Source organism: Photobacterium gaetbulicola, from assembly GCF_003025515.1.
GTDB lineage: Bacteria > Pseudomonadota > Gammaproteobacteria > Enterobacterales > Vibrionaceae > Photobacterium > Photobacterium gaetbulicola.
Window position 1 is genome coordinate 1 of record NZ_PYME01000031.1, and the last position, 24,285, is coordinate 24,285.

At 51.5% G+C, this 24,285-nt stretch carries 23 protein-coding genes; 17 read left to right on the plus strand and 6 right to left on the minus strand.

From position 1 onward, the window contains the following. The first annotated feature begins 366 nt into the window (after window positions 1-366). Entirely contained in the window at window positions 367-732 is a 366-nt protein-coding gene (locus tag C9J03_RS21590) for a TraR/DksA C4-type zinc finger protein (RefSeq protein WP_044622763.1), read from the plus strand. A 96-nt stretch (window positions 733-828) separates the two neighbouring features. On the opposite strand, the gene C9J03_RS21595 is transcribed toward C9J03_RS21590, so the two are convergent. Then, on the minus strand, window positions 829-1,470 hold the full coding sequence (locus C9J03_RS21595) for a YccT family protein (RefSeq protein ID WP_044622762.1): 642 nt from the start codon (window positions 1,468-1,470) through the stop codon (window positions 829-831). Window positions 1,471-1,577: 107 nt separating this feature from the next. Next, a complete protein-coding gene (locus tag C9J03_RS21600) occupies window positions 1,578-2,558 on the minus strand; it encodes a porin (RefSeq protein ID WP_044622761.1) in 981 nt (326 codons plus the stop codon). 538 nt (window positions 2,559-3,096) lie between these two features. Here C9J03_RS21600 and dinG point away from each other — a divergent pair. From dinG to C9J03_RS21630, 6 genes are all read left to right on the plus strand, one after another. Then, entirely contained in the window at window positions 3,097-5,175 is a 2,079-nt protein-coding gene (gene dinG / locus C9J03_RS21605) for an ATP-dependent DNA helicase DinG (protein ID WP_044622760.1), read from the plus strand. 16 nt (window positions 5,176-5,191) lie between these two features. Continuing rightward, window positions 5,192-5,965: a sulfite exporter TauE/SafE family protein gene (locus tag C9J03_RS21610; RefSeq protein ID WP_044622759.1), complete on the plus strand. Its 774-nt coding sequence runs from the start codon at window positions 5,192-5,194 to the stop codon at window positions 5,963-5,965. Window positions 5,966-5,991: 26 nt separating this feature from the next. After that, a complete protein-coding gene (locus tag C9J03_RS21615; RefSeq protein WP_044622758.1) occupies window positions 5,992-6,543 on the plus strand; it encodes a primosomal replication protein in 552 nt (183 codons plus the stop codon). Beyond that, a complete protein-coding gene (locus C9J03_RS21620) occupies window positions 6,543-7,466 on the plus strand; it encodes a histone deacetylase family protein (protein ID WP_044622757.1) in 924 nt (307 codons plus the stop codon). Before C9J03_RS21615 ends, C9J03_RS21620 begins: the two co-directional genes overlap by 1 nt. Window positions 7,467-7,496: 30 nt before the next feature. Continuing rightward, window positions 7,497-7,670, plus strand: coding sequence for a pleiotropic regulatory protein RsmS (rsmS, locus tag C9J03_RS21625; RefSeq protein ID WP_039467265.1), 174 nt, complete (start codon window positions 7,497-7,499; stop codon window positions 7,668-7,670). A gap of 366 nt (window positions 7,671-8,036) precedes the next feature. After that, entirely contained in the window at window positions 8,037-9,395 is a 1,359-nt protein-coding gene (locus C9J03_RS21630) for a hypothetical protein (protein ID WP_044622756.1), read from the plus strand. A 241-nt stretch (window positions 9,396-9,636) separates the two neighbouring features. Here C9J03_RS21630 and C9J03_RS27120 read toward each other — a convergent pair whose 3' ends face one another. Beyond that, a complete protein-coding gene (locus C9J03_RS27120) occupies window positions 9,637-9,768 on the minus strand; it encodes a hypothetical protein (RefSeq protein WP_276329432.1) in 132 nt (43 codons plus the stop codon). Window positions 9,769-9,807: 39 nt separating this feature from the next. On the opposite strand from C9J03_RS27120, the gene C9J03_RS26780 reads away from it, so the two are divergent. From C9J03_RS26780 to lpxM, 9 genes are all read left to right on the plus strand, one after another. Beyond that, the gene (locus C9J03_RS26780; protein ID WP_156149936.1) at window positions 9,808-10,008 is read left to right on the plus strand and encodes a hypothetical protein; all 201 of its coding nucleotides are present in this window, start codon (window positions 9,808-9,810) and stop codon (window positions 10,006-10,008) included. A 120-nt stretch (window positions 10,009-10,128) separates the two neighbouring features. Beyond that, window positions 10,129-11,382, plus strand: a complete 1,254-nt coding sequence (locus C9J03_RS21640; protein ID WP_249031114.1) for a TolC family protein — start codon at window positions 10,129-10,131, stop codon at window positions 11,380-11,382. Window positions 11,383-11,390: 8 nt separating this feature from the next. Then, window positions 11,391-12,977, plus strand: coding sequence for an efflux RND transporter periplasmic adaptor subunit (locus C9J03_RS21645; RefSeq protein WP_082060578.1), 1,587 nt, complete (start codon window positions 11,391-11,393; stop codon window positions 12,975-12,977). Next, window positions 12,974-16,102 carry an efflux RND transporter permease subunit gene (locus C9J03_RS21650; protein WP_044622753.1) on the plus strand — a complete coding sequence of 1,043 codons (3,129 nt, stop codon included), beginning with the start codon at window positions 12,974-12,976 and terminating at the stop codon, window positions 16,100-16,102. Before C9J03_RS21645 ends, C9J03_RS21650 begins: the two co-directional genes overlap by 4 nt. 42 nt (window positions 16,103-16,144) lie before the next feature. Then, window positions 16,145-16,645: a cupredoxin domain-containing protein gene (locus C9J03_RS21655; protein WP_420813022.1), complete on the plus strand. Its 501-nt coding sequence runs from the start codon at window positions 16,145-16,147 to the stop codon at window positions 16,643-16,645. Between the two features lie 16 nt (window positions 16,646-16,661). Beyond that, window positions 16,662-17,180, plus strand: coding sequence for a CueP family metal-binding protein (locus C9J03_RS21660; protein ID WP_044622751.1), 519 nt, complete (start codon window positions 16,662-16,664; stop codon window positions 17,178-17,180). 232 nt (window positions 17,181-17,412) lie between these two features. Continuing rightward, the gene (gene dmeF, locus C9J03_RS21665; protein WP_044622750.1) at window positions 17,413-18,351 is read left to right on the plus strand and encodes a CDF family Co(II)/Ni(II) efflux transporter DmeF; all 939 of its coding nucleotides are present in this window, start codon (window positions 17,413-17,415) and stop codon (window positions 18,349-18,351) included. 13 nt (window positions 18,352-18,364) lie between these two features. After that, window positions 18,365-18,781, plus strand: a complete 417-nt coding sequence (locus C9J03_RS21670) for a MarR family winged helix-turn-helix transcriptional regulator (protein WP_039467243.1) — start codon at window positions 18,365-18,367, stop codon at window positions 18,779-18,781. A gap of 260 nt (window positions 18,782-19,041) precedes the next feature. Next, on the plus strand, window positions 19,042-19,980 hold the full coding sequence (gene lpxM, locus C9J03_RS21675) for a lauroyl-Kdo(2)-lipid IV(A) myristoyltransferase (protein ID WP_052829727.1): 939 nt from the start codon (window positions 19,042-19,044) through the stop codon (window positions 19,978-19,980). 124 nt (window positions 19,981-20,104) lie between these two features. Here lpxM and C9J03_RS21680 read toward each other — a convergent pair whose 3' ends face one another. The 3 genes from C9J03_RS21680 to C9J03_RS21690 all read right to left on the minus strand — a co-directional run bounded on the left by C9J03_RS21680 (window position 20,105) and on the right by C9J03_RS21690 (window position 22,997). Continuing rightward, a complete protein-coding gene (locus C9J03_RS21680; protein WP_039467239.1) occupies window positions 20,105-20,614 on the minus strand; it encodes a glycine cleavage system transcriptional repressor in 510 nt (169 codons plus the stop codon). A gap of 198 nt (window positions 20,615-20,812) precedes the next feature. Further along, the gene (locus C9J03_RS21685) at window positions 20,813-22,258 is read right to left on the minus strand and encodes a methyl-accepting chemotaxis protein (RefSeq protein WP_044622748.1); all 1,446 of its coding nucleotides are present in this window, start codon (window positions 22,256-22,258) and stop codon (window positions 20,813-20,815) included. A gap of 250 nt (window positions 22,259-22,508) precedes the next feature. Continuing rightward, window positions 22,509-22,997 carry a hypothetical protein gene (locus tag C9J03_RS21690; protein ID WP_039467234.1) on the minus strand — a complete coding sequence of 163 codons (489 nt, stop codon included), beginning with the start codon at window positions 22,995-22,997 and terminating at the stop codon, window positions 22,509-22,511. 372 nt (window positions 22,998-23,369) lie between these two features. On the opposite strand from C9J03_RS21690, the gene yhfZ reads away from it, so the two are divergent. After that, window positions 23,370-24,266, plus strand: a complete 897-nt coding sequence (yhfZ, locus tag C9J03_RS21695; protein WP_044622747.1) for a GntR family transcriptional regulator YhfZ — start codon at window positions 23,370-23,372, stop codon at window positions 24,264-24,266. The last annotated feature ends 19 nt before the right edge of the window (window positions 24,267-24,285 follow it).

Below are 24,285 nucleotides of genomic sequence, written 5' to 3' on the forward strand. Positions count from 1 at the left end.
AACCCCATGAAGCTGGAATACGTTTTTCGCTAAGTCGATACCGACAGTTGTCATCGTCATGCTCGTTCTCCTTTCCCGCAGTTACCGCCATAGTAGACGGCTGAGAGAGGGGCGACCATTCCATTATTATACGGATCTTGAAATCCCTGCTCCATGGTACACTTCCTTTATTGACTGATTTGGTGTTAATGGCTCCTGGGCCATCATTTATAAGTGCTGTCAATATAGCGGAATCGCGCTACGACAAAAACCGAGAGAAAATAAGGTTATTGTCATACAACCCCATAATTGTTTGATTCAAATCACAATCGTTCTCAAGAATCGTCTTAGACTGAAATAATCACAAATAAAAAGAATGAAAGGCTTATGACAACGTCAGATAAACTTTACGATCAACTGCAGCAGCGCCTTGAACAAGAGCACGGAATGTTGTCACGCGAACTCAAACACGAGATGCTGCTCAATACCCTAGTGCCATCGGCAACGGCGATTGAGAATGCGGAACTTAGCGAATTAATCGTGATGGCCAAATCGTCTTTTATTCCCAACCTGTTTGACTTGGCCGCCCGGATGGAACGTGTCGACGCTGCCGTGTGCTCGGTGAAACTGGGGATGTACGGGCTGTGTGTCGATTGCGAAGAAGAAATTGCCCTCGAAGATCTCGAACAAGATCCGGCCCAGCCGCGCTGCAGTAGCTGCCGCGAGCACAGCCGCTACCACCACGATAGCTAACACCGACAATAAGCGGGCTCTCCCGCCTATTGTTATTTCGAACATCTCGTTATATTCGACTACCTTGTTTGCTGGTTATCGCAGCTAATAACAGTGTTAAGGTGCTGATTGCTGCTGCACCCATTGCTCGAAAGCAGCCCTTTCTTCCGCATTCGCCTTGCTGTACCACAGCTTGAGCTGGACAAAGGCATCACCAGTGATGCTCACTTCCCCTTTATCACTGACTTCCACCGCCGCCTGCTCGAGATCGACCGCATACCCCTCTTCAAAGGTAATACCGTGCTCGCGGTTGTACTCGGCCACGACCGCTTCCATATCGCTGAAGGCGGCAAAGCCCTTGCCCTGCAGCTCGACATGGTTTAGGAGCCGGGAAGTCCCATCCGCCAGCTCAAGCTGCCATTCTGGGCCGCGTTGGAAATACGCTTTGGCCTGGCTCAGGGTCGATAGACGGGGCAAGACAATGGTGGCATCTTGCTTCGGGACGTCCATTTCGAACAAGTAAGGACGTGTGGTATACATTTTGCTCTTCGAGCCGTCTTTGAGCTCGCCGTCAAAGCGGACCACCACCTGGTGGCGCCCTTCCGTCAGCTCGATGCTGTCAGTTTCGGACCAGAACGACGAATCGACCTTTTTGCCGTCGACCACCAGCAGCTTGATGTTATTGCCGGTGCTCAATGTGGCGGCCTGCACGCCCAGCGGCAGCGCCAATAGCCCAAGGGTCACTAACCATTTTTTCATTATCAATCCCTTACTTACTGTCATAACACAATTTTGTCACCACTAAGATAACAAAAAGCCGCCTGTGAAGGCGGCTTTTTAGGAGAGTTTTTAACCGAAAAAGACGATTAGAATACTACTTCCATACCTACTACGTAGCCGAACTCTGCGTCATCAGCGTCTGTGTAGCCGATTTCACCGTAAGCTTTAACATTGCTGTGTAGCTGCTGAGTCACGTTCGCGTAGAAAGTGTTTACGTCATCAGAAGTCTTACCACCAGCGGTTGGCTTTTCATCCCAACCTAGGTAAGTGTAACCAAGAGCAAAAGTAGTTTGGTTCATAGTGTATGAACCAGCAAGTGCTGCTGTGTCTGCTTCAACTTTACCTTTGTTAGCAGAAGTTGCATCTTCATACTCGATCTGGCCGAAAGAGGCAGCTAGCGCGAATGCATCCATGAAGTATTCCGCTTCTAGGTTGTAGCCGTCGATGTCCAAAGAACCATTTTGACCAAAGAAGCTAACGAAGTCGCCGCTCACATCAGAGCCAGAGTATAGGTATACACGCGCATCGAAGTTACCGAAACGAGCACCTAGACGGCCATCAACGATGCTTGTGTCTGCTGTTGTGTCTTTGTTGTCTTCAGCAATAACAGCAGAAATACCCGCGTAGAACTGGCCGTTGTCGTATACGTACTTAACAGTTTGATCGCCTTCAGCCTGAACGAAATCTAGACCGTCACCGCCTAGCTCGTAGTCTTTACCGATACCTGAGTCATCAGCAATCAATAGCTGGCGACCGAAAGTAACAGTACCGAAGTCGCCACCAAGACCAACCCATAGCTCGTCGTTCTTAACATCGCTATCTTCGAATGCGAAGGCAATACCAGCAACCGCATTCAACTGGCTGTTAACCGCGATAGTGGTGTTTAGCGCTAGGTCACCGTCATCCAAACGTAGGAACGGGTCGCTGTTTGGTGTGTATTCTTGAATGTACTGAACTTCAGCTGCAGCTGAAAGGTCAACGATTACACCGTTTTCGTCATATAGGTTTACACCAGCTTGTGCTGAACCTGCTGCTAGTACTGATAGTGCTAGAAGAGTCTTTTTCATGATATCCACTGCCTTTTCTTATTTAGACTGGAATTCCTGTTTCCAGAATTCCTTTTCTTTTTTTATCCCCAGTTTCCCATGCCTTATGAACATATAACGCAATAAGAAAACCAAAGAGTCGAAATTTATGGAACTCATCCTGACAGAATATTCCTCTTGATGTCAAATCTTCTAAATTCAAACTAAAAAAACATCAACAACCATTTAATTCAGTTACTTACAGAGCGTCTGCGTGCTAATTGAGCATTGTTTTAATATAAAAAAAGCCTATTCATAAAAAAGTAACCCATCAAGCATCAACATAAAAAACTACAAATCGAGAAAAAAAAGGACAATAAAAGCACAATTCACCACTCAGAGCAGGAACTTGTGGTGATTTAGCATTGAATAGCGCTCGCCCCACATACAACGAAACAAGTTCAATCTTATTTCGTGAACTGGTTCTCATTTTTAAAAGGCAAATAACAAAAACCTGCGAGCGGTCACATCCAGATGTTCGTGCTATAATGCCGCACCCTGTCCCTATGAAGTTTCAGTTATGCTACACAACCAGATAAAAAGTGATATCAAGCAGTGCTACGAGAACCTGAGCAACCAGCTCGATAACTTTATACCTAGAAGGGCTCAAAACTATCTGGTGGCTGAAATTGCCAAAACCTTGGGCGGCGAATACCATGCCAAGCACCGCATGCTGGTTGCCGAAGCTGGCACTGGGATCGGTAAATCGCTCTCCTATCTACTAGGAGCCATCCCTTTTGCCGTGTTCAATAACAAGAAAATATTGATATCAACGGCCACCGTTGCCCTGCAAGAGCAGCTGATCAACAAAGACCTGCCGCTGTTTAACCGTATTTACCCTAAAGAGTTCAGCTTCATCCTGGCAAAGGGCCGACAGCGCTATTGTTGCAACCACAAACTGGAAACCAGCTGTAGCAGTGATGAAAATCAACAGGTTAGCTTGTGGGATGAAAAACCTAAAAAGTCTGATTTAGATATTTTGAAGCGGATGTTGATAGCCAGCGAGAGCGGAAAATGGGACGGTGACCGCGACAGCTGGCCAACCACCATCCCCGATCGTGTCTGGCAGCAGATTGTCGCTGACAAACACAGTTGCCATGCCGGCCTGCCCAAGCACCGGGATTGCCCATTTGCCAAGGCCCGCGAACACCTGGAAAAAGCCGATGTCATCATTGCCAACCATGCCCTGCTGATGGCCGATATTGAGCTGGGCGGCGGTATCATCTTGCCGGAGCCGGAAAAAACCATCTATGTCATCGACGAGGCCCACCACCTGCCGCAGGTTGCACGTGACTTTTCATCGGCAGCGGCGAGCCTTAAAGGGGCCGCCAACTGGCTAGAAAAGCTCAATCAGTCTGTCGGTAGACTGGCAGAGCTGGCCGATTACAAGAAATCAGGCCGTTTCCAGACCGCGCTGAGCGAAAATATCGCCTTGCTGATCCCCTCCCTGCGCCAGATCGCCAACAGTATCGACGATGCCCAGTTCAACAAGGACGGCGTTTACCGCTTTGAGCACGGTGAACTGCCTGCATGGCTGCAAGAAGAGGCAAAGGGCTGCAAAGATGCCAGCAAGAAAGCCCTGCAGGCGCTGGGGAAAATTCACGACCTGATCTCCGAGCGCAGCAAAGACAATGAAATTTTGCCAAGGGTTGGTGAGCAGGCGCTTACTGAGTCTGGCTTTTACCTGCAGCGTCTGGAAAACCTTGAAAAGGTCTGGAACCTCATGGCCCAGCCCAACAAGGACAAAGGGGCACCTTTAGCCCGCTGGATAGAAAAAAGTCCGGATAGGGAGAATGACTACATCATCGAAGTCTCGCCGCTGGAAGTCGGCCACCGCCTCGACCAACTGCTCTGGAGCCGTGCAGTCGGCTCTATTTTGGTTTCTGCGACCCTAAGGGCATTGAACCAGTTTGATTATTTTTGCCGCCAGGCCGGTATCTTCGAAAAGGAAGCAACCCGGTTCTTGGCCTTGGCCTCGCCGTTTGACTACAAAAATAACGCACGCTTGGTGATCCCGGCCCTACCACTGGAGCCACAGGCTGACAAGTTTACCGATTTGCTTATCGACACCCTGCCGGAGTACCTCGAAGGTGAAACCTCTAGCCTGGTACTGTTTTCGTCCTATTGGCAGATGAACCAAGTGGCCGACAAACTACGCCCGCTGGCGAAGAAAAATCGCTGGGAGCTGCTGATCCAAGGCGAGGAATCGCGCCACATCATTCTAAAAAAACATAAAGAGAACTGTCAAAAAGGTAAAACCAGTATTTTATTTGGCACAGGAAGCTTCTCTGAAGGGCTTGATTTGCCAGGTAATTTACTCAAAAACCTGATCATCACCAAGATTCCATTCGCGGTGCCGACCTCACCAGTTGAAGAAGCGCATGCCGAGTACATCGAAAGCCGGGGCGGCAACCCGTTTTTACAAATTTCAGTCCCGGAAGCCAGCAAGAAACTGATCCAATCGGTCGGCCGCTTGCTGCGCAAAGAAGAAGATTCGGGTCGGGTGGTATTGCTCGACCGCCGGGTGATCACCCGGCGCTATGGCAAGGCTTTGCTCGATTCGCTGCCACCTTTCGAACGTGTTATCGAACACGTCTGATTGTAGGTAATTAACAATGATTGACATGATTGAGCCAAGCATGTGGCTCCTGCTTGGACTGGTAGCCCTACTCGCCGGTTTTATCGATGCGGTTGCCGGCGGTGGCGGTATGCTGACCGTCCCAGCTCTGCTGTCTATTGGTCTACCGCCCCACATAGCATTAGGTACCAACAAGCTCGCGGCAACATTTGCCTCGTCGACAGCCGCCTGGACCTACTACAGAAAGCAGCTCTTTTCGCCTTCATTCTGGCGCCAGTCGTTCGTTGCGACCCTGATTGGTGCGATTGCCGGGACCCTGGTGGTTGATTTGATTGCCACCGAATGGCTGGAAAAAATGCTGCCGTTGGTTATCTTGGCCACGGCGCTATATACCCTTTGGCATCCGCACCCAAAGGGAAACAGCCACAGTCTGCCCGAAAAGTCCGCAAGCCTGACAAAAAAGCAGTGGGTACAAGGCACCAGCCTAGGTTTCTACGATGGCGTTGCCGGCCCCGGTACCGGGGCGTTCTGGACCGTCTCTAACATGGCCCTCTACCGGTTGGATATCTTGATGGCTTCGGGGCTATCCAAGGCTATGAACTTTACCAGTAACCTGACCTCGCTGGTGACCTTTGCTATCTTAGGGCATATTAATGTGATACTGGGCCTGACAATGGGCGTCTGCTTGATGATCGGTGCCTATATCGGCGCCCATTCCGCCATTCGCTTCGGCGCACGTTTCATCCGGCCTGTCTTTGTCACCGTGGTGATTATTTTGGCCATCAAACTGGCCCTGCAGGCTTGGTTTTAACCGGCCGCTGAATCTGGAGTCATACCATGCTCGACTTCCAACGACTGGAAGACCTCGCCACCCAGTTGGCCGACGAGGCCGCCAATACCGATAGCAAACGGGGAGAAGCCCAGCGCCCGCTATTTGATGAGCAGCTGTTTCATTGCCGCAGCAAGCTGCTGGTTCCTTGCGTTGAAGAGATCCGTGAAGAAATCCTGGCACTCAGCCGTGAGCACAGCCAAGGCAAACTCAACCCCAGCCGTACCCAGCATATTTGTGAACGCATTGTTTCACAAATCCAGGCGGTACAACGGGAACTGGCCACACAGCAAATCCGCAAAAATGAACCACAACGAACGAGAAGCCGACGCAAGCCAATTTATGAACTCAAGCAAGATCTCGCCCAGCATCAGGTCTGGGCAAAACGTCTTGCGAACATGCAGCGGCACAAGGAGAGGGCGCTGAGCCAGTGCCGCTCTGCCGATGAGCAACAAGTATTACAAAACGAAGCGGCGACATTGGCCGAACGCTTGCGTCGCTGCAAAATCGCACTGGCAAAAATTGAAAAGCAAATCAGTATGCGGGAGCGTAAAGGCTAATGGCACTGCATCTGGTTTACCACCCAATATACTCACAGCTCGAGCTGCCGCCGGAGCACCGCTACCCTATCAACAAATATCGCATGCTGTATGAGTATCTGGAGCAAGCGCTGAAGCTTCATTCGCATCCCCAGCTCCGGTTACACTGCCCACAGCCTGTTGATATCGCGGAAATCAAACAGCTCCACCACCCTGACTATATTGATGGACTGTTCGGAAACACGCTACCGGCAGCCCAAATGCGCCGAATTGGTTTTCCTTGGAGTGCGCAGCTCATCGCGCGCACCCTGACCTCGTCTGGCGGGACCAAATTGACCGTCGATTTAGCCTACCAGTACGGCCTGGGTATTCACCTCAGTGGCGGCTATCACCACGCCCACCATGATTTTGGCAGTGGCTTTTGCCTGGTCAACGATTTAGCGCTGGCAGCTCGCCACGCCCTGACCCTGGACGGGATCGATAAAGTCATGATCATCGACTGTGATGTCCACCAAGGCGACGGTACCGCAACGCTACTGGCAGATGATCCAAGGATCATCACCTTTTCTGTACACTGCGACAAAAATTTCCCGGCCCGTAAGCCTGATTCGGATATCGATCTGGCCCTACCGCGGGAAACAACCACCCGCGAGTACCTGGATGCCTTTCGCGGGATCTTGCCCTTGGCTCTGGCGCAACACCAACCCGATATGGTGATCTATGACGCTGGGGTTGATATCCACCAGCACGATGAGTTGGGCTACTTCAATGTCTGTACCCAGGGGATCTACCAGCGCGATCACTTGGTACTCAGCCATTGCCATGACGCCGGTATTCCTGTCGCCGCAGTCGTTGGTGGCGGTTACCGAAGCGAACACCAACAGCTGGTCAACCTACACGCTCAGCTTATATACTCAGCCATGGATGTACTGGCACTGCGCTAGTTCGCGTTATTCACCAACCCTGTGAGCACTATGACAGACTCGACCTCATCACCACTCGACAACGCCCCTGACGACATCAAACTGGCGGTTGATCTCATTTATCTCCTAGAGAGTAACGAGATTGATCCTGAAACCGCGCTGTCGGCTATCAAGATAGTCAAAAATGATCTGGAAGCAAAACTAAAAGCCAAGCAAGGGAAGTAAGAACCGTCCCTAGGAATTCGAAAATATCGATAGCCTTGCCTGCCGCAGCCTTGGCTATCCCCCCTGTCAAAATTACCACGCCCCGGTTAACTTGAACCTATCAGCTTGCATACTCCCCGGCCACTCAGTCTCACAATTGTCAGTATCTACCCAGCTCGGTAAGCATATTCTTGCCATAAAACCGGCCGTCAAATAAATGGCAGAACAATAAACACTGATAACTAAAATATACTTACCCCTTTTTTGAAAATAACTATTTTACGGCTGGGTGTTTATCTTATATTTATATCGTTCTACAATCTTTTATTAAAAATACTAATAATATTCATAAATAAACTTCACTCATATATACCAATTGGAGCCGTAATGAAAAAGGGACTAACACTAACAGCGATCGCTGTTACTGTACTTCTATCGGGCTGTGCATCAGACTCCGAGGCAACGAAAGCACTTCCACTCGACAGCAATCAATCTGGCGTTTCCACTCAAATTCATTCAATTGCTCACAGTTTACGCCAAGCAGAAGATAAGCGTGATAGCGCAAAAGAAGATGAACTTCAATGGTTTGCAACCAAATACTATCAGGATGCAGATAAGGCACTCAGTGACGCCAAAGAGTATTACGCGGTATTTGAAACCGATCCGGGCAAAGCCCATAGCAGCACAGGATTCTTCAGTTCTCGAACCAATATCCAAGCCGCCGAAGAAGCATTAAATCAATTCAACCTCAATATTGCCAAGGCAGAAATCATCCGGGAAAAAGCATTATCGGTTCTCGATGAAGCCTTCTCTTACCGCGCCCAATTACAGTCATTAGATGTCGATAAATATTACCCAAAATCTAATGCGCGCTTAGAAAGCCAACTCAAAACACTGGTAAACCATATTGCGGATGAACGCACTGAAAGAGCAACGTCAGGCCAGCCAGATTTGGTCAGCAAACAACGCGCGCTTGAAGTCAAAACGGTGACCCGTATTTACCTCTCAGCGGCACAAAAAGAGTTGGCACGGTTGAAAAATAGCAATATTGCCCTGCATGCCCCGGATACACTAGCCGTTGCCTCTACCCGCGTCACAGCCGCAGAAGCCTTTATTGCTGCCGAGCCGCGCTCGTTCGGCAAAATCGAGCACAAAGCCGACGAAGCCATGTTCTCGCTAAACCATGCCGAGCATATCGCCGATGTGGTGCAAAAGCTCAAAGCACTTCCGGAAAAAGACTATGAACGCCACGTACTGACGTTTGAGAAAATGCTGGTTAATATTGCCAAGGCTCTGGGTAGCGAGGATCTACGCGATAACCCAATCAGTGAGCAAGGCAAGCTGCTTGTCTCTCTTATCGAAGCGCAAAAGGCCCAATCGAGTGAAGGTGCCCAAAACCTTGAGCAACTACTGGCGCAGCTAACGGATGAACAACAAAAAGTGGCGGAACTAGAAGCCTCTCTGGCTGCGCAGCACAAAGCCACAGAGCATGCAGACCAAACCGTCGCCCAGTTGGAAGCCAAAATTGCCGAGCTGAACGCCTCGCTAGTCGCCGCCTACACCCAAACAGGCGAGCCAATTAAAACCACTCCCCTTACGCAAACAAAAGCACCGAAAATAGCGGGTAGTACAGCTGACGTTGACCAGGGTTCCGACCAAGCCCCCCTCGCTGAAGCGGAGGTTATCGATACACAGGCTACTTCGCCAAAACTCAACGCTGAAGTTGAGTCCGTCCCTGCGGGCTGATCGTTTGAGGCGTTATTACGAATAAGAAGTGGCTCATTAGCCACTTCTTTTTTATTGACCTTTACCCTAGGGGAAGGTCTAAACTTGTAACAATTGGATACTAATAATTTCTAGCTGTTACATGATGACCTTGCGCAGACCGTACAATTTGCTGGCATTACTTCTGGTGTTGATAACAAGCCTGATTATCAACCCGGTTTTTGCTATGCCTGGTCATCCAATACCAGCGGACACTGACTCTTCAGCCCCTCATCAAACCAGAGAGAACAGCCAAGCCCGTCAAGCCAGCACTGCCCATCATCCAACCGACGGACATGCCGGGCATCACGCTCCAGTACCAGCCGAGAGCTCCGTTGACAGTCATGCTAACCATCAGGCCCCCCTTCATTGCGAAAACTGCAATGATAAAACCATGACCGATGGTAGCCACTGTGACAATAACGGCGATACCAACCATTGCAAGAGCTGTAACAGCAGTCATTGCCAGTACTCAGCCCTGCCGATTTTCTACCTCTCTCAACCCGCATTTTCCGACCAAGCTGCGCCGCTGCGTTTATTGGTAAGTACGCCGATTTCGCGTATCGAGAACAGCCTACGCCCTCCCATTCACTGATTCGTACTTTGCCACCACTGGGTATATGGCTTTCGCTACCCAGTCGTTATCAATGTCGAATAAGTGAATAAATACATGCAAAAAAACACGATTTACCGGGCATTAGCTATGGTGTCGCTCATGGGGTTAGCCACAAACTCATGGGGCAGCAACCTCCCTGCCAATACTGCTCACAAGCCATCGAGCTTGAATACGCTGATCAACTGGGCTATCGAACATGATGTCGCCCAGCAGCAAATCCAATTTCAGGCTGACACGATCAGCGAAATGGGGGTAGCCAACAGCCAATTGATGGATCCAAAGCTGAGAATGGGCGTCAACGGGCTACCTGTCGATAGCTTTGCTTTCGATGAGGATCCCATGACCAATATTTCAGTCGGTCTCATGCAGCAGTTTGGCCGAGGCAATAGCTTGTCTCTACAGCACAAACAGAGCCAGCAGCAGGCCGGTAGTGTACGCAAGCAGGCCGATGTCCGCCGACTGGATGTCACTCAGGCAATCACTAGCGCCTGGATAGAGCTGGCCTACCTTGATCAAAGCTACTCACTGATGAAGCAAAACCAAGCGCTGTTCCGTGAGCTTACCCGCTATCTCAGCACCAACTATGGTGTAGGTGTTAGCCAAGCACAGGATTTGATTCAGGCCGAACTTCAAGTCAGCAAGGTTGACGAGCAGCTCCAATCAAACCGACAAATGCAGCAGCGTCTGCGGGCCCAGCTCTCAGAGTGGCTTGGTGAACAGGCCTGGCAGGTCAAAGCGACAACTTACCCTAAGTGGCAGGCCTTGCAAGATTACTTTACCAACTCACCGCGAGATCACTATCAGGCCCTTGCCGCCCATCCCCGTATTCAGGTCACCGATGAATTGATCAAAAGTAGCGAAACCGGTGTCGAGTTAGCGAACGAGTCCTATCAGCCCCAGTTTGGTGTCGAAGTCATGTATGCCTACCGCCAGGCCGATCGGATGGACGGCTCTCCGGCGCCGGACTTGGTCAGCGCCTTCGTCACTATGGATCTCCCTTTGTTCACAGAAAAGCGCCAAGACAAAAAGCTGTCTGCCGCCCAGCATCAGGTGGGGGCAGCCCGCACCCAGCGAGACTTAGCGCTCAAACAAATGCATGCCCAAGTTAGCGCAGCGGCAATAGATAGAGACAACATTGAGCAGCGACTGGTTCGTTACCGCTCAATGTTACTAAAGCAAGCCAAGGAAAAAACCCAAGCCATCGAACGCGGCTACCAGAACAATACCAGCCAGCTGGATGAATACATCCGCGCGGCCAGCGAAGAGCTGGCTATTGAGCTGGAACAAGCGCGTCTTGCCGCCGACTTACAACAAGCAAATAACACCTTGGCTTACCTGCTGAACAAATATTAAGGGTTAACATGAAAAACGCATTTTCCATCGCCTTCATCGCTCTCGCCATCGGCGGCGCCCTAGGGTACGTTGCGAACGGCTATTTTTCCGATGGGCAATCAAGCAAGAGCAATGACGCTGCCAGCAATGAGCCACTTTACTGGGTGGCTCCTATGGATCCGAACTACAAGCGAGACAAGCCGGGCAAATCCCCCATGGGGATGGACTTGATCCCGGTCTATGAAGAAGATCTTACCGGTGGCAGTAATGATCCGGCAGGTACCGTTACGATCAGCCCTGCGGTCGAAAATAATCTCGGTGTCAAAACGACCCAAGTTAAACGCCAGAAACTGGCGCCGAAAATTGATAGCGTCGGCTACGTCAACTTTGATGAGAGTCAGCTGTGGCAAATAAACAGTCGTGTCAGCGGCTGGATCAAAAACCTCAGTGTCAATGCCATTGGTGAGCGCGTGCTTGCCGGACAGGTTCTGTTTGAAGTTTACTCGCCAGATCTCGTGAGGGCGCAGGAAGAGCTGCTCAATGCCAAACGGATGGGCAAAGCAGCCCTGGTTAATGGAGCCAAAGACCGCCTGCGCTCGCTGGGCGTGGATAACGGCCAGATCAACGACATTCTCCGCCGCGGCAAAACCCGCCAGTACATTGCGATAAAAGCACCGGCTGATGGTGTGATTGCGACGCTCAATATCCGTAACGGTGCTTACTTGTCGCCGCAGCAAACCGTGATCAGCGGCGGCTCTCTATCTGATGTTTGGGTTGATGCCGAAGTCTTCGAGCGCCAGGCCCACTGGATCACCCCCGGAGCTGAGGCCACAATGTGGGTTGATGCCTTGCCGGGCAAAAACTGGCAGGGCAAAGTTGACTACATCTACCCGATCCTCGACCCCGCCACCCGCACCTTGAGGGTACGACTCAAGTTCAGCAACCGTGAGGCCAACCTCAAGCCCAACATGTTTGCCAACCTGACCCTGATCCCGCAGACCAAGGAGTCGGTGCTGGTCGTGCCTGAGCAAGCGGTGATCCGCTCCGGCAATATGTCACGGGTCGTCCTAGCTGCAGGTGATGGCAAATACCGCACCGTGCGCATCGAAACCGGGCGGACGGCGGCCGGCATGGTCGAAGTTCTGGATGGCCTGGATCTTAATGACGCCATCGTCACTTCTGCCCACTTTATGATTGATTCGGAATCGAGCCAAAACGCTGATCTCAATAGGATCAATACTCATATCCCGACCGAACCCGTCAGCCAGGTGCAAACAACAGGAGTGATTCGAAACATTATGCCGGATCACAAAATGCTGACCCTGGAACACCCGCCAATTCCTGAATGGGGCTGGCCCGCAATGACTATGGATTTCACGGTAAGTGACGACAGTGATCTGAGCCAGTTTGTCGGCGGCCAGTCGGTGCGATTTCTAATTACTAAGCAAGACAGTGGCCAGTACACCCTGTCAGAGATACAAGCGGATGAGGCGCACTCTAGCACCAACATGGACCATAGCACCATGGACCATAGCACCATGGACCACAGCACCATGGACCACAGCACCATGGACCACCCGCCACAGGTGCCGGCAATGGAGGAGGCTGAACAATGATCAGTGCCGTGATCCGTTGGTCTATCCAGAACCGTTTTTTGGTATTGGTTGCCACCGCTTTTTTAATTGCATCCGGTATATACAGCCTCAAGCGCACCCCGATTGATGCAATACCTGACCTGTCTGACGTGCAGGTTATCATCAAAACCAGCTACCCGGGCCAAGCGCCTCAGGTAGTAGAAGATCAAGTCACCTACCCGCTGACCACCGCCATGCTGGCGGTACCGGGGGCGGAAACCGTTCGCGGCTATTCCTTCTTTGGTGATTCCTATGTCTATATCATCTTCAACGATGATACCGACATGTACTGGGCGCGTTCGCGGGTACTGGAGTATCTCAGCCAGGTTGCCCCCAACCTACCGGACAGTGCCAAGCCGACACTGGGCCCCGATGCCACCGGTGTGGGCTGGATTTACAGCTATGTCCTGGTCGACAAAAGCGGCCAGCATGATCTCAGCGAGCTGAGAAGCCTGCAGGACTGGTTCCTGAAATACGAACTGCAAACCGTTGAAGGCGTATCGGAAATAGTCACTGTTGGCGGGATGGTCAAGCAATATCAAGTTCAGATTGATCCGAACAAGCTACGTGCCTACAACCTGACACTCCAACAGGTCAACATGGCGATTCAGGCCGGTAACCAGGAAGCTGGTGCCTCGGTGGTTGAACTGGCTGAAGCCGAGCATATGGTCAGGGCAACCGGCTACGTCTCCAGCATAGACGATCTTAAAAACCTGCCGTTGAAAGTCACGGACAAGGGCACGCCGTTGTTACTGGGCGATATTGCCGATATCAACCTCGGCCCGCAAATGCGGCGCGGGATCTCTGAGCTCAACGGCGAGGGCGAAGCCGTTGGCGGGGTTGTCGTGATGCGCTTTGGCGAAAACGCCCAGCAGGTCATCGGCAACGTGAAAGACAAACTAGCCGATCTTGAACGGAGCTTGCCCGATGGCGTGGAGATCGTCACCACCTATGACCGTTCGGGCCTGATCGACAGCGCGGTAAAGAATCTGTACGAAAAACTCATCGAAGAGTTCATTGTCGTTGCCATTGTCTGCGCCCTGTTCTTGTTCCACTTCCGCTCGTCGCTAGTGGTTATGATCAGTCTGCCGATAGGCATCTTGTCGGCGTTTATCATCATGCACTGGCAGGGGATCAACGCCAATATCATGTCACTGGGCGGCATTGCGATTGCGATCGGTGCCATGGTCGATGGTGCCATCGTGATGATCGAGAACGTGCACAAGCATATCGAAAGAACCCCGCTCAACGATGAAAACCGTTGGCAGGTGATCAGCCGTGCGGCAGAAGAGGTCGGTGCACCGCTGTTTTTCTCGCTGATCATCATCACCCTGAGCTTTGTACCCGTATTTGCCTTGGAAGGGCAAGAGGGCAAGATGTTCTCGCCATTGGCCTTCACCAAAACCTACGCCATGGCAGCGGCTGCTGGCTTGGCGATCACCCTAGTGCCGGTGCTGATGGGCTACCTGATCCGTGGCAATGTCTTGCCCGAACACAAGAACCCGATCAACCGCTTGGTGATAGCTCTCTATCGCCCATTGCTCAATTTCAGCCTGGCCTTCCCCAAAACGGTGATTGTCATTGCCCTGGCGCTGATGGCGTCCGCCTATTACCCGGTCCAAAAAATGGGCAGCGAATTCATACCGCCGCTGGATGAAGGCGATTTGATGTACATGCCAACGACCTATCCGGGCATCTCTATCGGCAAGGCGCGCGAACTGCTGCAGCAAACCGACAAGCTGATCAAGACTATCCCCGAAGTAAAAACGGTTTGGGGCAAAATCGGCCGGGCGGAAACTGCCACTGACCCGGCTCCTTTAACCATGATCGAAACTATTATCCAACTCAAACCCAAAGAGCAATGGCGAGAAGGGGTAACGACAGACAGTTTGCGCCGAGAGCTAGATAACTTGATCCAATTCCCGGGCCTGACCAATGCCTGGGTGATGCCGATAAAAACCCGCATCGACATGCTGGCAACCGGTATCAAAACCCCGATTGGAGTCAAAATTGCCGGCCCAGATCTCAAGCAAATTGAACAGATTGGTGCCCAGCTGGAAACCTTGCTGCAAGAAGTTGAAGGCACGGCATCTGTCTATGCCGAGCGGGTCGCCGGCGGCCGCTATATCACCATGGATATCAAACGCCGAGAAGCCGCCCGTTACGGCCTCAATATCCGTGATATCCAGCAGGTGATCAGCACCGCTGTCGGCGGCATGAATGTCGGGGAGTCGGTCGAGGGGCTGGAGCGCTACCCGATCAACGTCCGTTACCCACAGAGCTACCGAGATTCGTTGGATAAATTGCGTAACCTACCCTTGGTTACCCCCAACGGTGCCCGAATTGCACTGGCTGATGTGGCCGATATCCGCTTCGAGGATGGTCCACCGATGATCAAGACAGAAAACGCCCGCCCCAATGGCTGGGTCTTTATCGACATCGACGGCCGTGATCTCGGCTCTTACGTTAAGGACGCCCAACAAGTTGTTGCCGGACAACTTGAGCTGCCTGCGGGCTACTCTCTGGTGTGGTCAGGCCAATACGAATACATGGAGCGGGCCAAAGCCCGGCTAACCGTCGTCGTCCCCGCCACGATAGCCATCATCATGATGCTGCTCTACCTCAGCTTCCGCCGTGTCGGTGAGGTAATGATCATCATGGGTACCCTGCCGCTGGCAATGGTCGGCGGCATCTGGCTGATGGAATGGCTGGGCTATAACTTTTCGATCGCTGTAGGCGTTGGCTTCATTGCACTGGCCGGTGTCGCAGTCGAGATCGGCGTCATTATGCTGGTCTACCTCAACCAGGCCTGGAAATACCAGCTGGAAGAAGCCGAGCATACCAACCAACCGCTGACGCTCGACACACTCAACCAGGCAATTATGGAAGGAGCCGGCTTGCGGGTGCGGCCAATCATGATGACCGTTTCTACCGTGATCATCGGCCTGATACCGATCATGTATGGCTCTGGCACCGGCTCCGAAGTCATGCAGCGCATCGCCGCGCCAATGATTGGTGGGATGTCGTCAGCTCTGCTATTAACCCTGGTGGTATTGCCGGCCTCTTTCCAACTTTGGAAACGCTTTAGCTACAAACTAACGAAATAACAATAGCCCATTTTCCCGGTGTCCTGCACCGGGTAAGGAATGATGATGAAATTAAATCTTGCTCTTTCGCTAGCTCTGCTAGTCACAACACCGTTTGCTCTTGCTGCAGGCGATCATGCCCACCAACATGACGGGCATGGCGCCATGTCTGGTCACGGTGCCATGGCCTCGGCCGTCGGCATGCCAGCCCCCGCCTCTCAAGCAAGCCAGACCTATCAGGTCGTACTGACTGATGACATGAAAATGCAATTCGAGCCAAGTTTGGCCATCAAACAAGGGGATGTGGTGCGGTTCGTAGTAACCAATAAAGGCCAGCTTCCCCATGAATTTTCCATCGGCAGCATCGATGAACAAGCCAAGCACCGTGAAATGATGCAGGCCATGCCAAATATGGAGCACCATGACGGCACCACCATCACCCTGGCCCCTGGTGAAACCACGGAAATGGGATGGCACTTCATGGGGCAGAACTTTGTCGAATTTTCCTGCAACATTCCCGGCCATTCAGAGGCGGGCATGAAGCGTAATACCATTTTGAAATAACGATATGGAACAGGCTATGAAATACCTAATACCTACCCTCCTTCTCGCGCTAGGCGGTGGCCAGGCAATGGCAAGTGTTGATGCACAAGCTTTCGCGGCGCTTTCCCCACAGCAGGCACTCGAGCAGTCCCATCAGTGGCACCGAACGGGCGAGGCAAGCGTAAAAGTCATGCCGGATGCTATTCACGCCGAGTTTACCGACGGTACAAAAGCAAGGGTAGCGATCGACGATGAATTCCTGCTCTCCATTGCGCCATACGAACAGGTGACCCATGGCTGCACCTTCCATGTCCCGACAGGCTGCCAGGGAGAAATGGTCAACAAAGCGATGATGGTCGAAATCAAAGATACCCAGACTAACGAAGTGGTTCAGTCTGGCATGGTAAAAACCCAGCAAGACGGATTCATTGATTTCTGGATGCCAAAAAATGGCCGCTACCAGTTCACCTTCACCTACCAAGGCAAAACCGCGACGGAAGTACTGAGCACCGAAGGTAACAGCCGTACCTGTATCACCACTATGCAGCTAATCTAGAAAGCATCATCACGCTATAGTCCCCCCCCTGCAGACTATCACTCTGCAGGGTTTCTTCTATGCTCCTCTCACCTCTCACCTCTCACCTCTCACCTCTCACCTCTCACCTCTCAATATACTTTGACTTTCAAACTATATGATCACAAAATACATTGACAATCAAAATATATAAACTTCAAACAAAATATATAAACTTCAAACAAAATAGCTTACACCAATCAGGAAAATACTCATGCACAGCGAGAATTTGCAGCAATGGCAACACAGCCATGACTTTGTCTCACTCAACCATCAGGGCGAAAGGCGGACACTCTGGGTACTCGGGCTGACCATGGTTACCATGGTGGCAGAAATCACCGCAGGCACACTTTTTGGCTCGATGGCGCTGCTGGCGGATGGTTGGCACATGGGTACCCATGCGGCGGCTTTCCTGATCACCCTGTTTGCCTACCGCTATGCCCGCAAGCATGCCAGCAACCCGGCCTTCTCATTCGGTACCGGCAAAGTCAGCGTGCTCGGCGGCTTCACCAGCGCCATCGCTCTTGGCCTGGTCGCTTTGCTGATGCTGGTTGAGTCATTTCAGCGCCTGTTCTCCCCGCAGCCCATTCAGTTCAATGAAGCTATTCTGGTGGCCCTGATTGGTTTGGTGGTCAACATCATCAGTGTCTTCCTGCTGCACGGCCACAGCCACGATGATCATGGGCACCACCACGGCCACACGCACGACCACAGCCATAACCACGACCATAATCTGCGTGCCGCCTATTTCCATGTCTTGGCTGACGCCCTCACCTCGCTGTTGGCTATTGTGGCCCTACTGTTTGGTAAATACCTCGGCTACGACTGGCTGGATGCCGTTATGGGGATGGTCGGTGCGGTCATTATTACCCGCTGGGCATGGGGGTTGATGAAGCAAACCAGCCCGATCCTGCTCGACGGCAATATTGACCCTAACTACCAGCAAAAAATTATCGCGGCCCTTGAGAATGAAGCGGATAGCAAAGTTAGTGATATCCACATCTGGAAAGTCAGTGCCGACCATTATGCGGCCATGATATCGCTGGTTACCCACCACCCCAGATCCGCTATGGAATACAAGCAATTGCTGGCAGAATTCGATAAACTTAGCCATCTCACGATAGAGGTCAACCCGTGCCAGCCGGCACCCTGACAACGAGACAAGAATGAAAGACATTGAACAGTTGAACCATGCCATTATCGAATTTTACGAAAAGCTCTCTTCTTGGGAGCAATCTGTCGTCCGTGGCAAGGGCTTCTCCCTGCCACAGATCCACGTTGTTGAAATTCTCGGTGCCCATGGTGCAATGCGGATGAAGGAGCTGGCAGATAAAATTGGCGTCACCACCGGCACCCTGACTGTTCAGGTCGACAAAATGGTCAAACTGGGTCTGCTGGTACGCCGTCCGCATGAATCTGATCGCCGGTCGATCCTGGTTGAGCTCACCGCTGAAGGCGAAGCATTGTACCGCGAACATGATCAGCTTCACCTCAGCCTGACGCAGGACATCACCGCCAAGCTCAGCGCAGAAGAGTGCCAGCAACTACTCGCCAGCCTGACCCAAATAAACCAAGAATTCTGACCACGCGTCTCTCCCCCTCCATATCCAGGTGCACACCAGCACCTGTATATCCCTCCCCCGCATATGCACTGACACTCTTATTAAGTGACCGAATAAACATCCATAATTATTAATTCATCGATAATTTGTTGGTAACTTCACACCACCCGCTTACAATCCTGAACCATTCCTGAATAACAGTTGTCTGCTTCTAGACACACTTTCGATACTCGGCTGCTAACAGCCCCGGCCAACTGAGTTTGGCCTGAATGGATACGGACATGAACGATACCACCTACGGCCAGTACAACCCGGCTTTTCAGTTTTCTTTTTTACACCCACGCCACTGGCTACTGTGGACAGCAATGCCAGTTATACTATTGCTTGCCCTTTTGCCCCATGGGGCACGAAAAACCATTTCCCGTTTCGCGGCCAAGCTGATTTTAAAGAAAAAAAGAGGAGCAAAGCGCCGAGCACTGAAAAACATCGAGCTGTGCTTTCCCGATTACGACGACAAACAGCGATTGGCGCTGCTGGAAGACACCTTCACCGTCGCTGGCTGTATTTTGCTTGGCTTCGCCCAGCCTATCATCAAGGGCCGCCGTTATATGCTAAACAGCCATGATGTCCGAGGACTTGAACACTTGGAAGCCCTGCAGGCCGAAGACAAGAACATCATTATGCTGGTGCCCCACAACTGGGCCATCGACTTTTCTGCCCTCTACTTTGCAGCCAACGACATGCCGATGGTGGCGATGATCAAGCCACAAACCAACCCCATCATTAACTGGCTGATGAACATACAGCGCAAGCAGTTCGGTGGGCGAATTTATCAACGTAGCCAGGGGATCAAACCTTACCTGCGCGCGATAAAAGAAGGCTACTTGGCCTATTACCTGCCGGATGAAGAGCATCCGCTCCAGCAAAGTGTGTTTGCCCCCTTCTTCGGCCACGAAAAAGCCACAGTGAAGGGCGTCGGCAAACTGGCCAAACTATCCAATGCCGCGGTACTGCCGGTTTTTCCGGCCTATGATTTAACCACCGGCCGATTTACCATCACCATCCAGCCGCCATTGACCGACTTTCCGTCAGGCAATGAACACCGAGATGCCGCGCGGATGAACCAAGTACTGGAGGCCATGATCTGCCAGCAGCCGGAGCAATATATGTGGATCCTCAAAATCTTGCGTACCCACCCCGATGGCAGCAGGCGCTATTAACGGGAGCCGATGACCACTAGCTGGCAGTTAGGCATAATAAGAAGGGGCCAGATGCGCTTTGCATCCGGCCCCAACAGATCTCTCATCAAATGTTATGGTGCGGCGCCGCAAGTCGCGCCTAACGTTATACGGTTTCTAGTACTTTCACCCGCAAACCCTCATCGACTTGCTGCAACGCCTCAAGCAACTGCTCGGTATCCACCTCGGTCGGCACATCGACCTGCAGCTCGGCAAAAAATAACGCCTGTCCGAGATCGGGGACGCCGATACGGTGGTTTTCGATTTTCACGATGCCGATCCCGATGTTGTCTAGGATACGGGTAATATCATTGACGATACCCGGGCGGTCACTCGACTCAACCTTCAAAGTCAGGTGGTCGGTTTTGATGTCACCGACATGTCTGGCTTCAATGACCCGGACATCCAATTCTTGCTGGGACTGGAAAAGCTCCTTGAGCTGGCTCACTGCCTGGGCAGGAATATCTATTTTCAAGATCCCGACAACCTGGTTATCCAGCCTGTTAATTTTACTGATCAGCCACTTTCCGCCAAGCTCATGCGTCTTGGCTGCCAATTTATTGATAAGTTGAGGATGATCTTGTCCCGCCAGTGTTACGGTTAGTTGAGTATTCATACGCGCTCCCCCTCTACACTCGAGCCAGAAAAAACTGGCTATATATACTCAGACTAGCAAGCAAGATGAAACCGTGCCGTGATAAGGCTCCATTCTGGTTACGAAAAAAACCGGTTACCCGTACTGAATTCACAAATCCATATAAAAAAGCCAGTTACACGCGTAACTGGCTCATGGGTGTAGTGCCGCTCTGCAACCTTAACTGTTGGTGCGATACTTCTGCAGAATTTCCCCCAGCTGGCGGGAGGTATCCCCCAAGCGGGTGCTGTTGTCAATCGACTGTTCGCTCATGGTCCGGATCAGCTCCGACTGGGAGCGGATATCATGCAGCTCTGAGGCAATATCATTGGCCACTGTCGTCTGCTGGTGGGCAGCCGTGGCAATCTGGGTGCTCATATCCATCACCTGGCGCGCCGACTCCGCAATGTTATTCACATCACGGCCGATTTCAGTGATCATCTCGCGGCTCTGGTGGGACTGCTCCAAGGTAACGGCAGTAATGTTCGAAATGCTGCTTGTTTCAAGCTGCAGCTTGTCGATCATGGCCTGGATCTCGACCGTCGCCTGCTGAGTACGACCCGCCAGCGTCCTCACCTCATCAGCCACCACGGCAAAACCGCGCCCTTGCTCACCCGCACGGGCTGCCTCAATCGCCGCATTCAAGGCCAGAAGGTTGGTTTGCTCGGAGATCGCATTGATAGTCGTGATCACCGCATTGATCTCTTCTGCCTTCTCGTTGAGGCTGCCAACAGCACGCGAAGCTTCATCGGTTTGCTCTGACAGCTGCGTCACTTTAACAATGGCCTGCTGAACGTTACGGTTCCCCTGCTCAATGCTTTGCATGTCAGCATCCGACTGCTCTGAGGTTTGCTGTGCCAAACCGGCAATATCGTTCGCCGATGCCGTCATCTCCTCCATCGCCGTCGCCACCGAATCCAGCGAAGCATACTGCTGGTTCACCTGCTGGCCAGCCCCCTGGGCAACATCGCTGAAGTTACCAGCCGCAACCTGCAAGCTCTGCGTGCTTTGCTTAACGGTATTGACCAGCTCGCCCAAAGTATCCATGGTACGGTCTAGCTCAAAGCCAATAATACCGAATTCATCCCTGCCGACATGGAAACCCAACCTTGAGGTCAAATCACCATCAGCAATCCGCTTGGTCGCCTGATGCATCACCCACAGGGCTCCGCCAAGGAAAGTAGCCAACCAGTAACACAGCAATCCGACAGGAAGAAGTGTGGCTAGAGAAAAGAAGAAGCGCTGTAGCGCCTGGTCTTTGTCTGCCTGCAACAAGGCCGACGGCTCCTGCGACAAACTTGCGCTACCCAGCGGTGTCACCACCATAACCTGGCTACTGGCCGCTGCGCGGGAGTGATTGGTAAAGTTGACCCCTTGCTGCTGCAGCACGCTACGCTGGCTATCACTGTCCAAGCCAGAGGCCTGCACAGCCTCGACCATGGCCGTTAATCGCGCCTCCGCCACCCTCAGCCGCTGTTGCTCCAGCTGGGTAACCGTTTGGCGGTATTGCAGACCGGCGATCGCCGTTACGACCGTGGCAATCAGGGCAAAGAACACCCAGAACTTATCATTGACCGACATTTTGACAAATAGCCTGTCAATGGTACGAAATTCAACCTCTCTCATCGTCGTTCCCTGTAATCATTATGGTTTGCGGCATATGGTAGCAGCTCGACCAATCCATTTGTGATGCAGGGTTTATTTTTAGGACAAGAAAAACAGGCATTTTCATCAAAAGAAGATTTAGATCACAAACAGGATTAAATAACCGCTTCCAACGATTTGACGAAATAAAAAAAACCGGCTGATAGCCACCCTGATGTCAGGATGGATACCAACCGGCTTTTAGTAGCAGAACGGTATCAGGCCGAAGCGATTAGATACCCGCGCGCTTGAACAGGCCAGCCATCAGTGGCGAGTTCGCCTTCACTTGCTTCGACTTAGTTTTAAACTCACGGGCCAACGAGGTATCATTGATTGAGTTGGCAATGTAAATCATTGACTGGTACATATCGCCAGCAGTCTTGATACGGGCCGTATCATTCATCGGGCTGATGATATTCACCACATCAGTTCCCTTCATGCCATTTTTGGTTGCATGGTTCTCAACCGAATCTAGCAACTTATCTAAATCCATCACGAAGTCAGAATTTTCAACGCCTAACTTCTTAATCTCTTTCAGGTTACGTTTGCGAACCCGATTAATAATAAACGCAGGCTTGTTGATAAACTTAAAGCCAGCAAAACCAGCAACAATCAGCAAGGCAACACCACCAGCTACATAACCCCAAATCGAACCCGAAGATTCAGCAACCGGCTGGATCACTTCGGCGGCGGTTGTAACAGACACTGGTACATCAGACATATTGGTAACCTTTCATTTCTCTGGAACAGAACAACAGTGACATTATGCACTCCGGCCACGAAGAACCATGCGTTTTATCAATATTTGTTGCAAATAGGGTGATCGACTTCAAGCTTTGGAAAATATACCAGCGAAAATCCCGTGCCACAACGCATAACCTGTCACGGTTTTTGGCTTCGCCCTGGTCGATATCACACTTACCACCACCAACTCGTGCCCTCGTTTAGGGTTGATCTGGCAAGTACCAGGTTGTGGCACCTTGGAGCAAATAATTATTGATACAGATCTCAGTTTCACTCTTCCTTACTATATGCAACGCTAAGTACTTGCTATCTTAAAACTTCAAAATATTGAAGATAAGTACAGCAAGATATGAAGACGCAATACATCAGCAAGGAAGGGGCAGCCATTATCAACATTGCCCGCTACTTAATGTCAACGGCAGTCAATGACCGACTGCGGACCATTGACGCCTTATCTGAAGATATTGGGGTATCTGTTGGCTTTGTCCAAAAAGCACTGACTACAATCGAGCAACAAGATGCGGTGAGGTTATCCAAGCAAGGGCGCAATGGCACCTTTATCTCCAAACTTGACTACCGCGCCCTCGCCAAGCTGACCGGGTTTTCTCATATTGTCTGCGCTATGCCGCTTCCCTATACCAAGCACTATGAAGGGCTGGCCAGCGGGTTAAAGCAACAGATCGGCGATCTTCCATTATATTTTGCCCACATGCGTGGTGCCGGTGTCAGGGCTGAATGCTTGCTGGAAGGTACCCATGATATCGCTATTATGTCCAAGCTCGCGGCACAGGCCTATTCCGGGGGAGTCGTTACCGCCATTGATTTGGGCCCGCATTCCTATTCCCACCCCCACCGCCTTATCTTCCGGCAAGGGGAATATGAGCAGATCAAGTATGTCGGGGTTGATCCTGATTCACCGGATCAGAAGTTGCTGACCCAGTCCGCCTTCGAGGGCAAACCTGTTACGATAGTGGAAATCAACTATGCAGACAGTATGAAATTACTGCTTAGCGGTGAGATCGATGCCGTAGTATGGCTACCCGAAGCTATCGACATGGCAAAATATGGATTGGCAGAGCGACCGCTGGATCATATCGAACAATGCCAATTGGCCTCCGAAGCGGTCATGCTTGTTAGCGGTGAAAACCCCCACATTACAACGCTGATCAGAAAGCTCATTAACATTCCCGTTTTGCTAGCGCATCAACAACAAGTCGTTAGGGGCGAGATCACCCCAAGTTATTAATTTCAGATCAGGAGCGAAC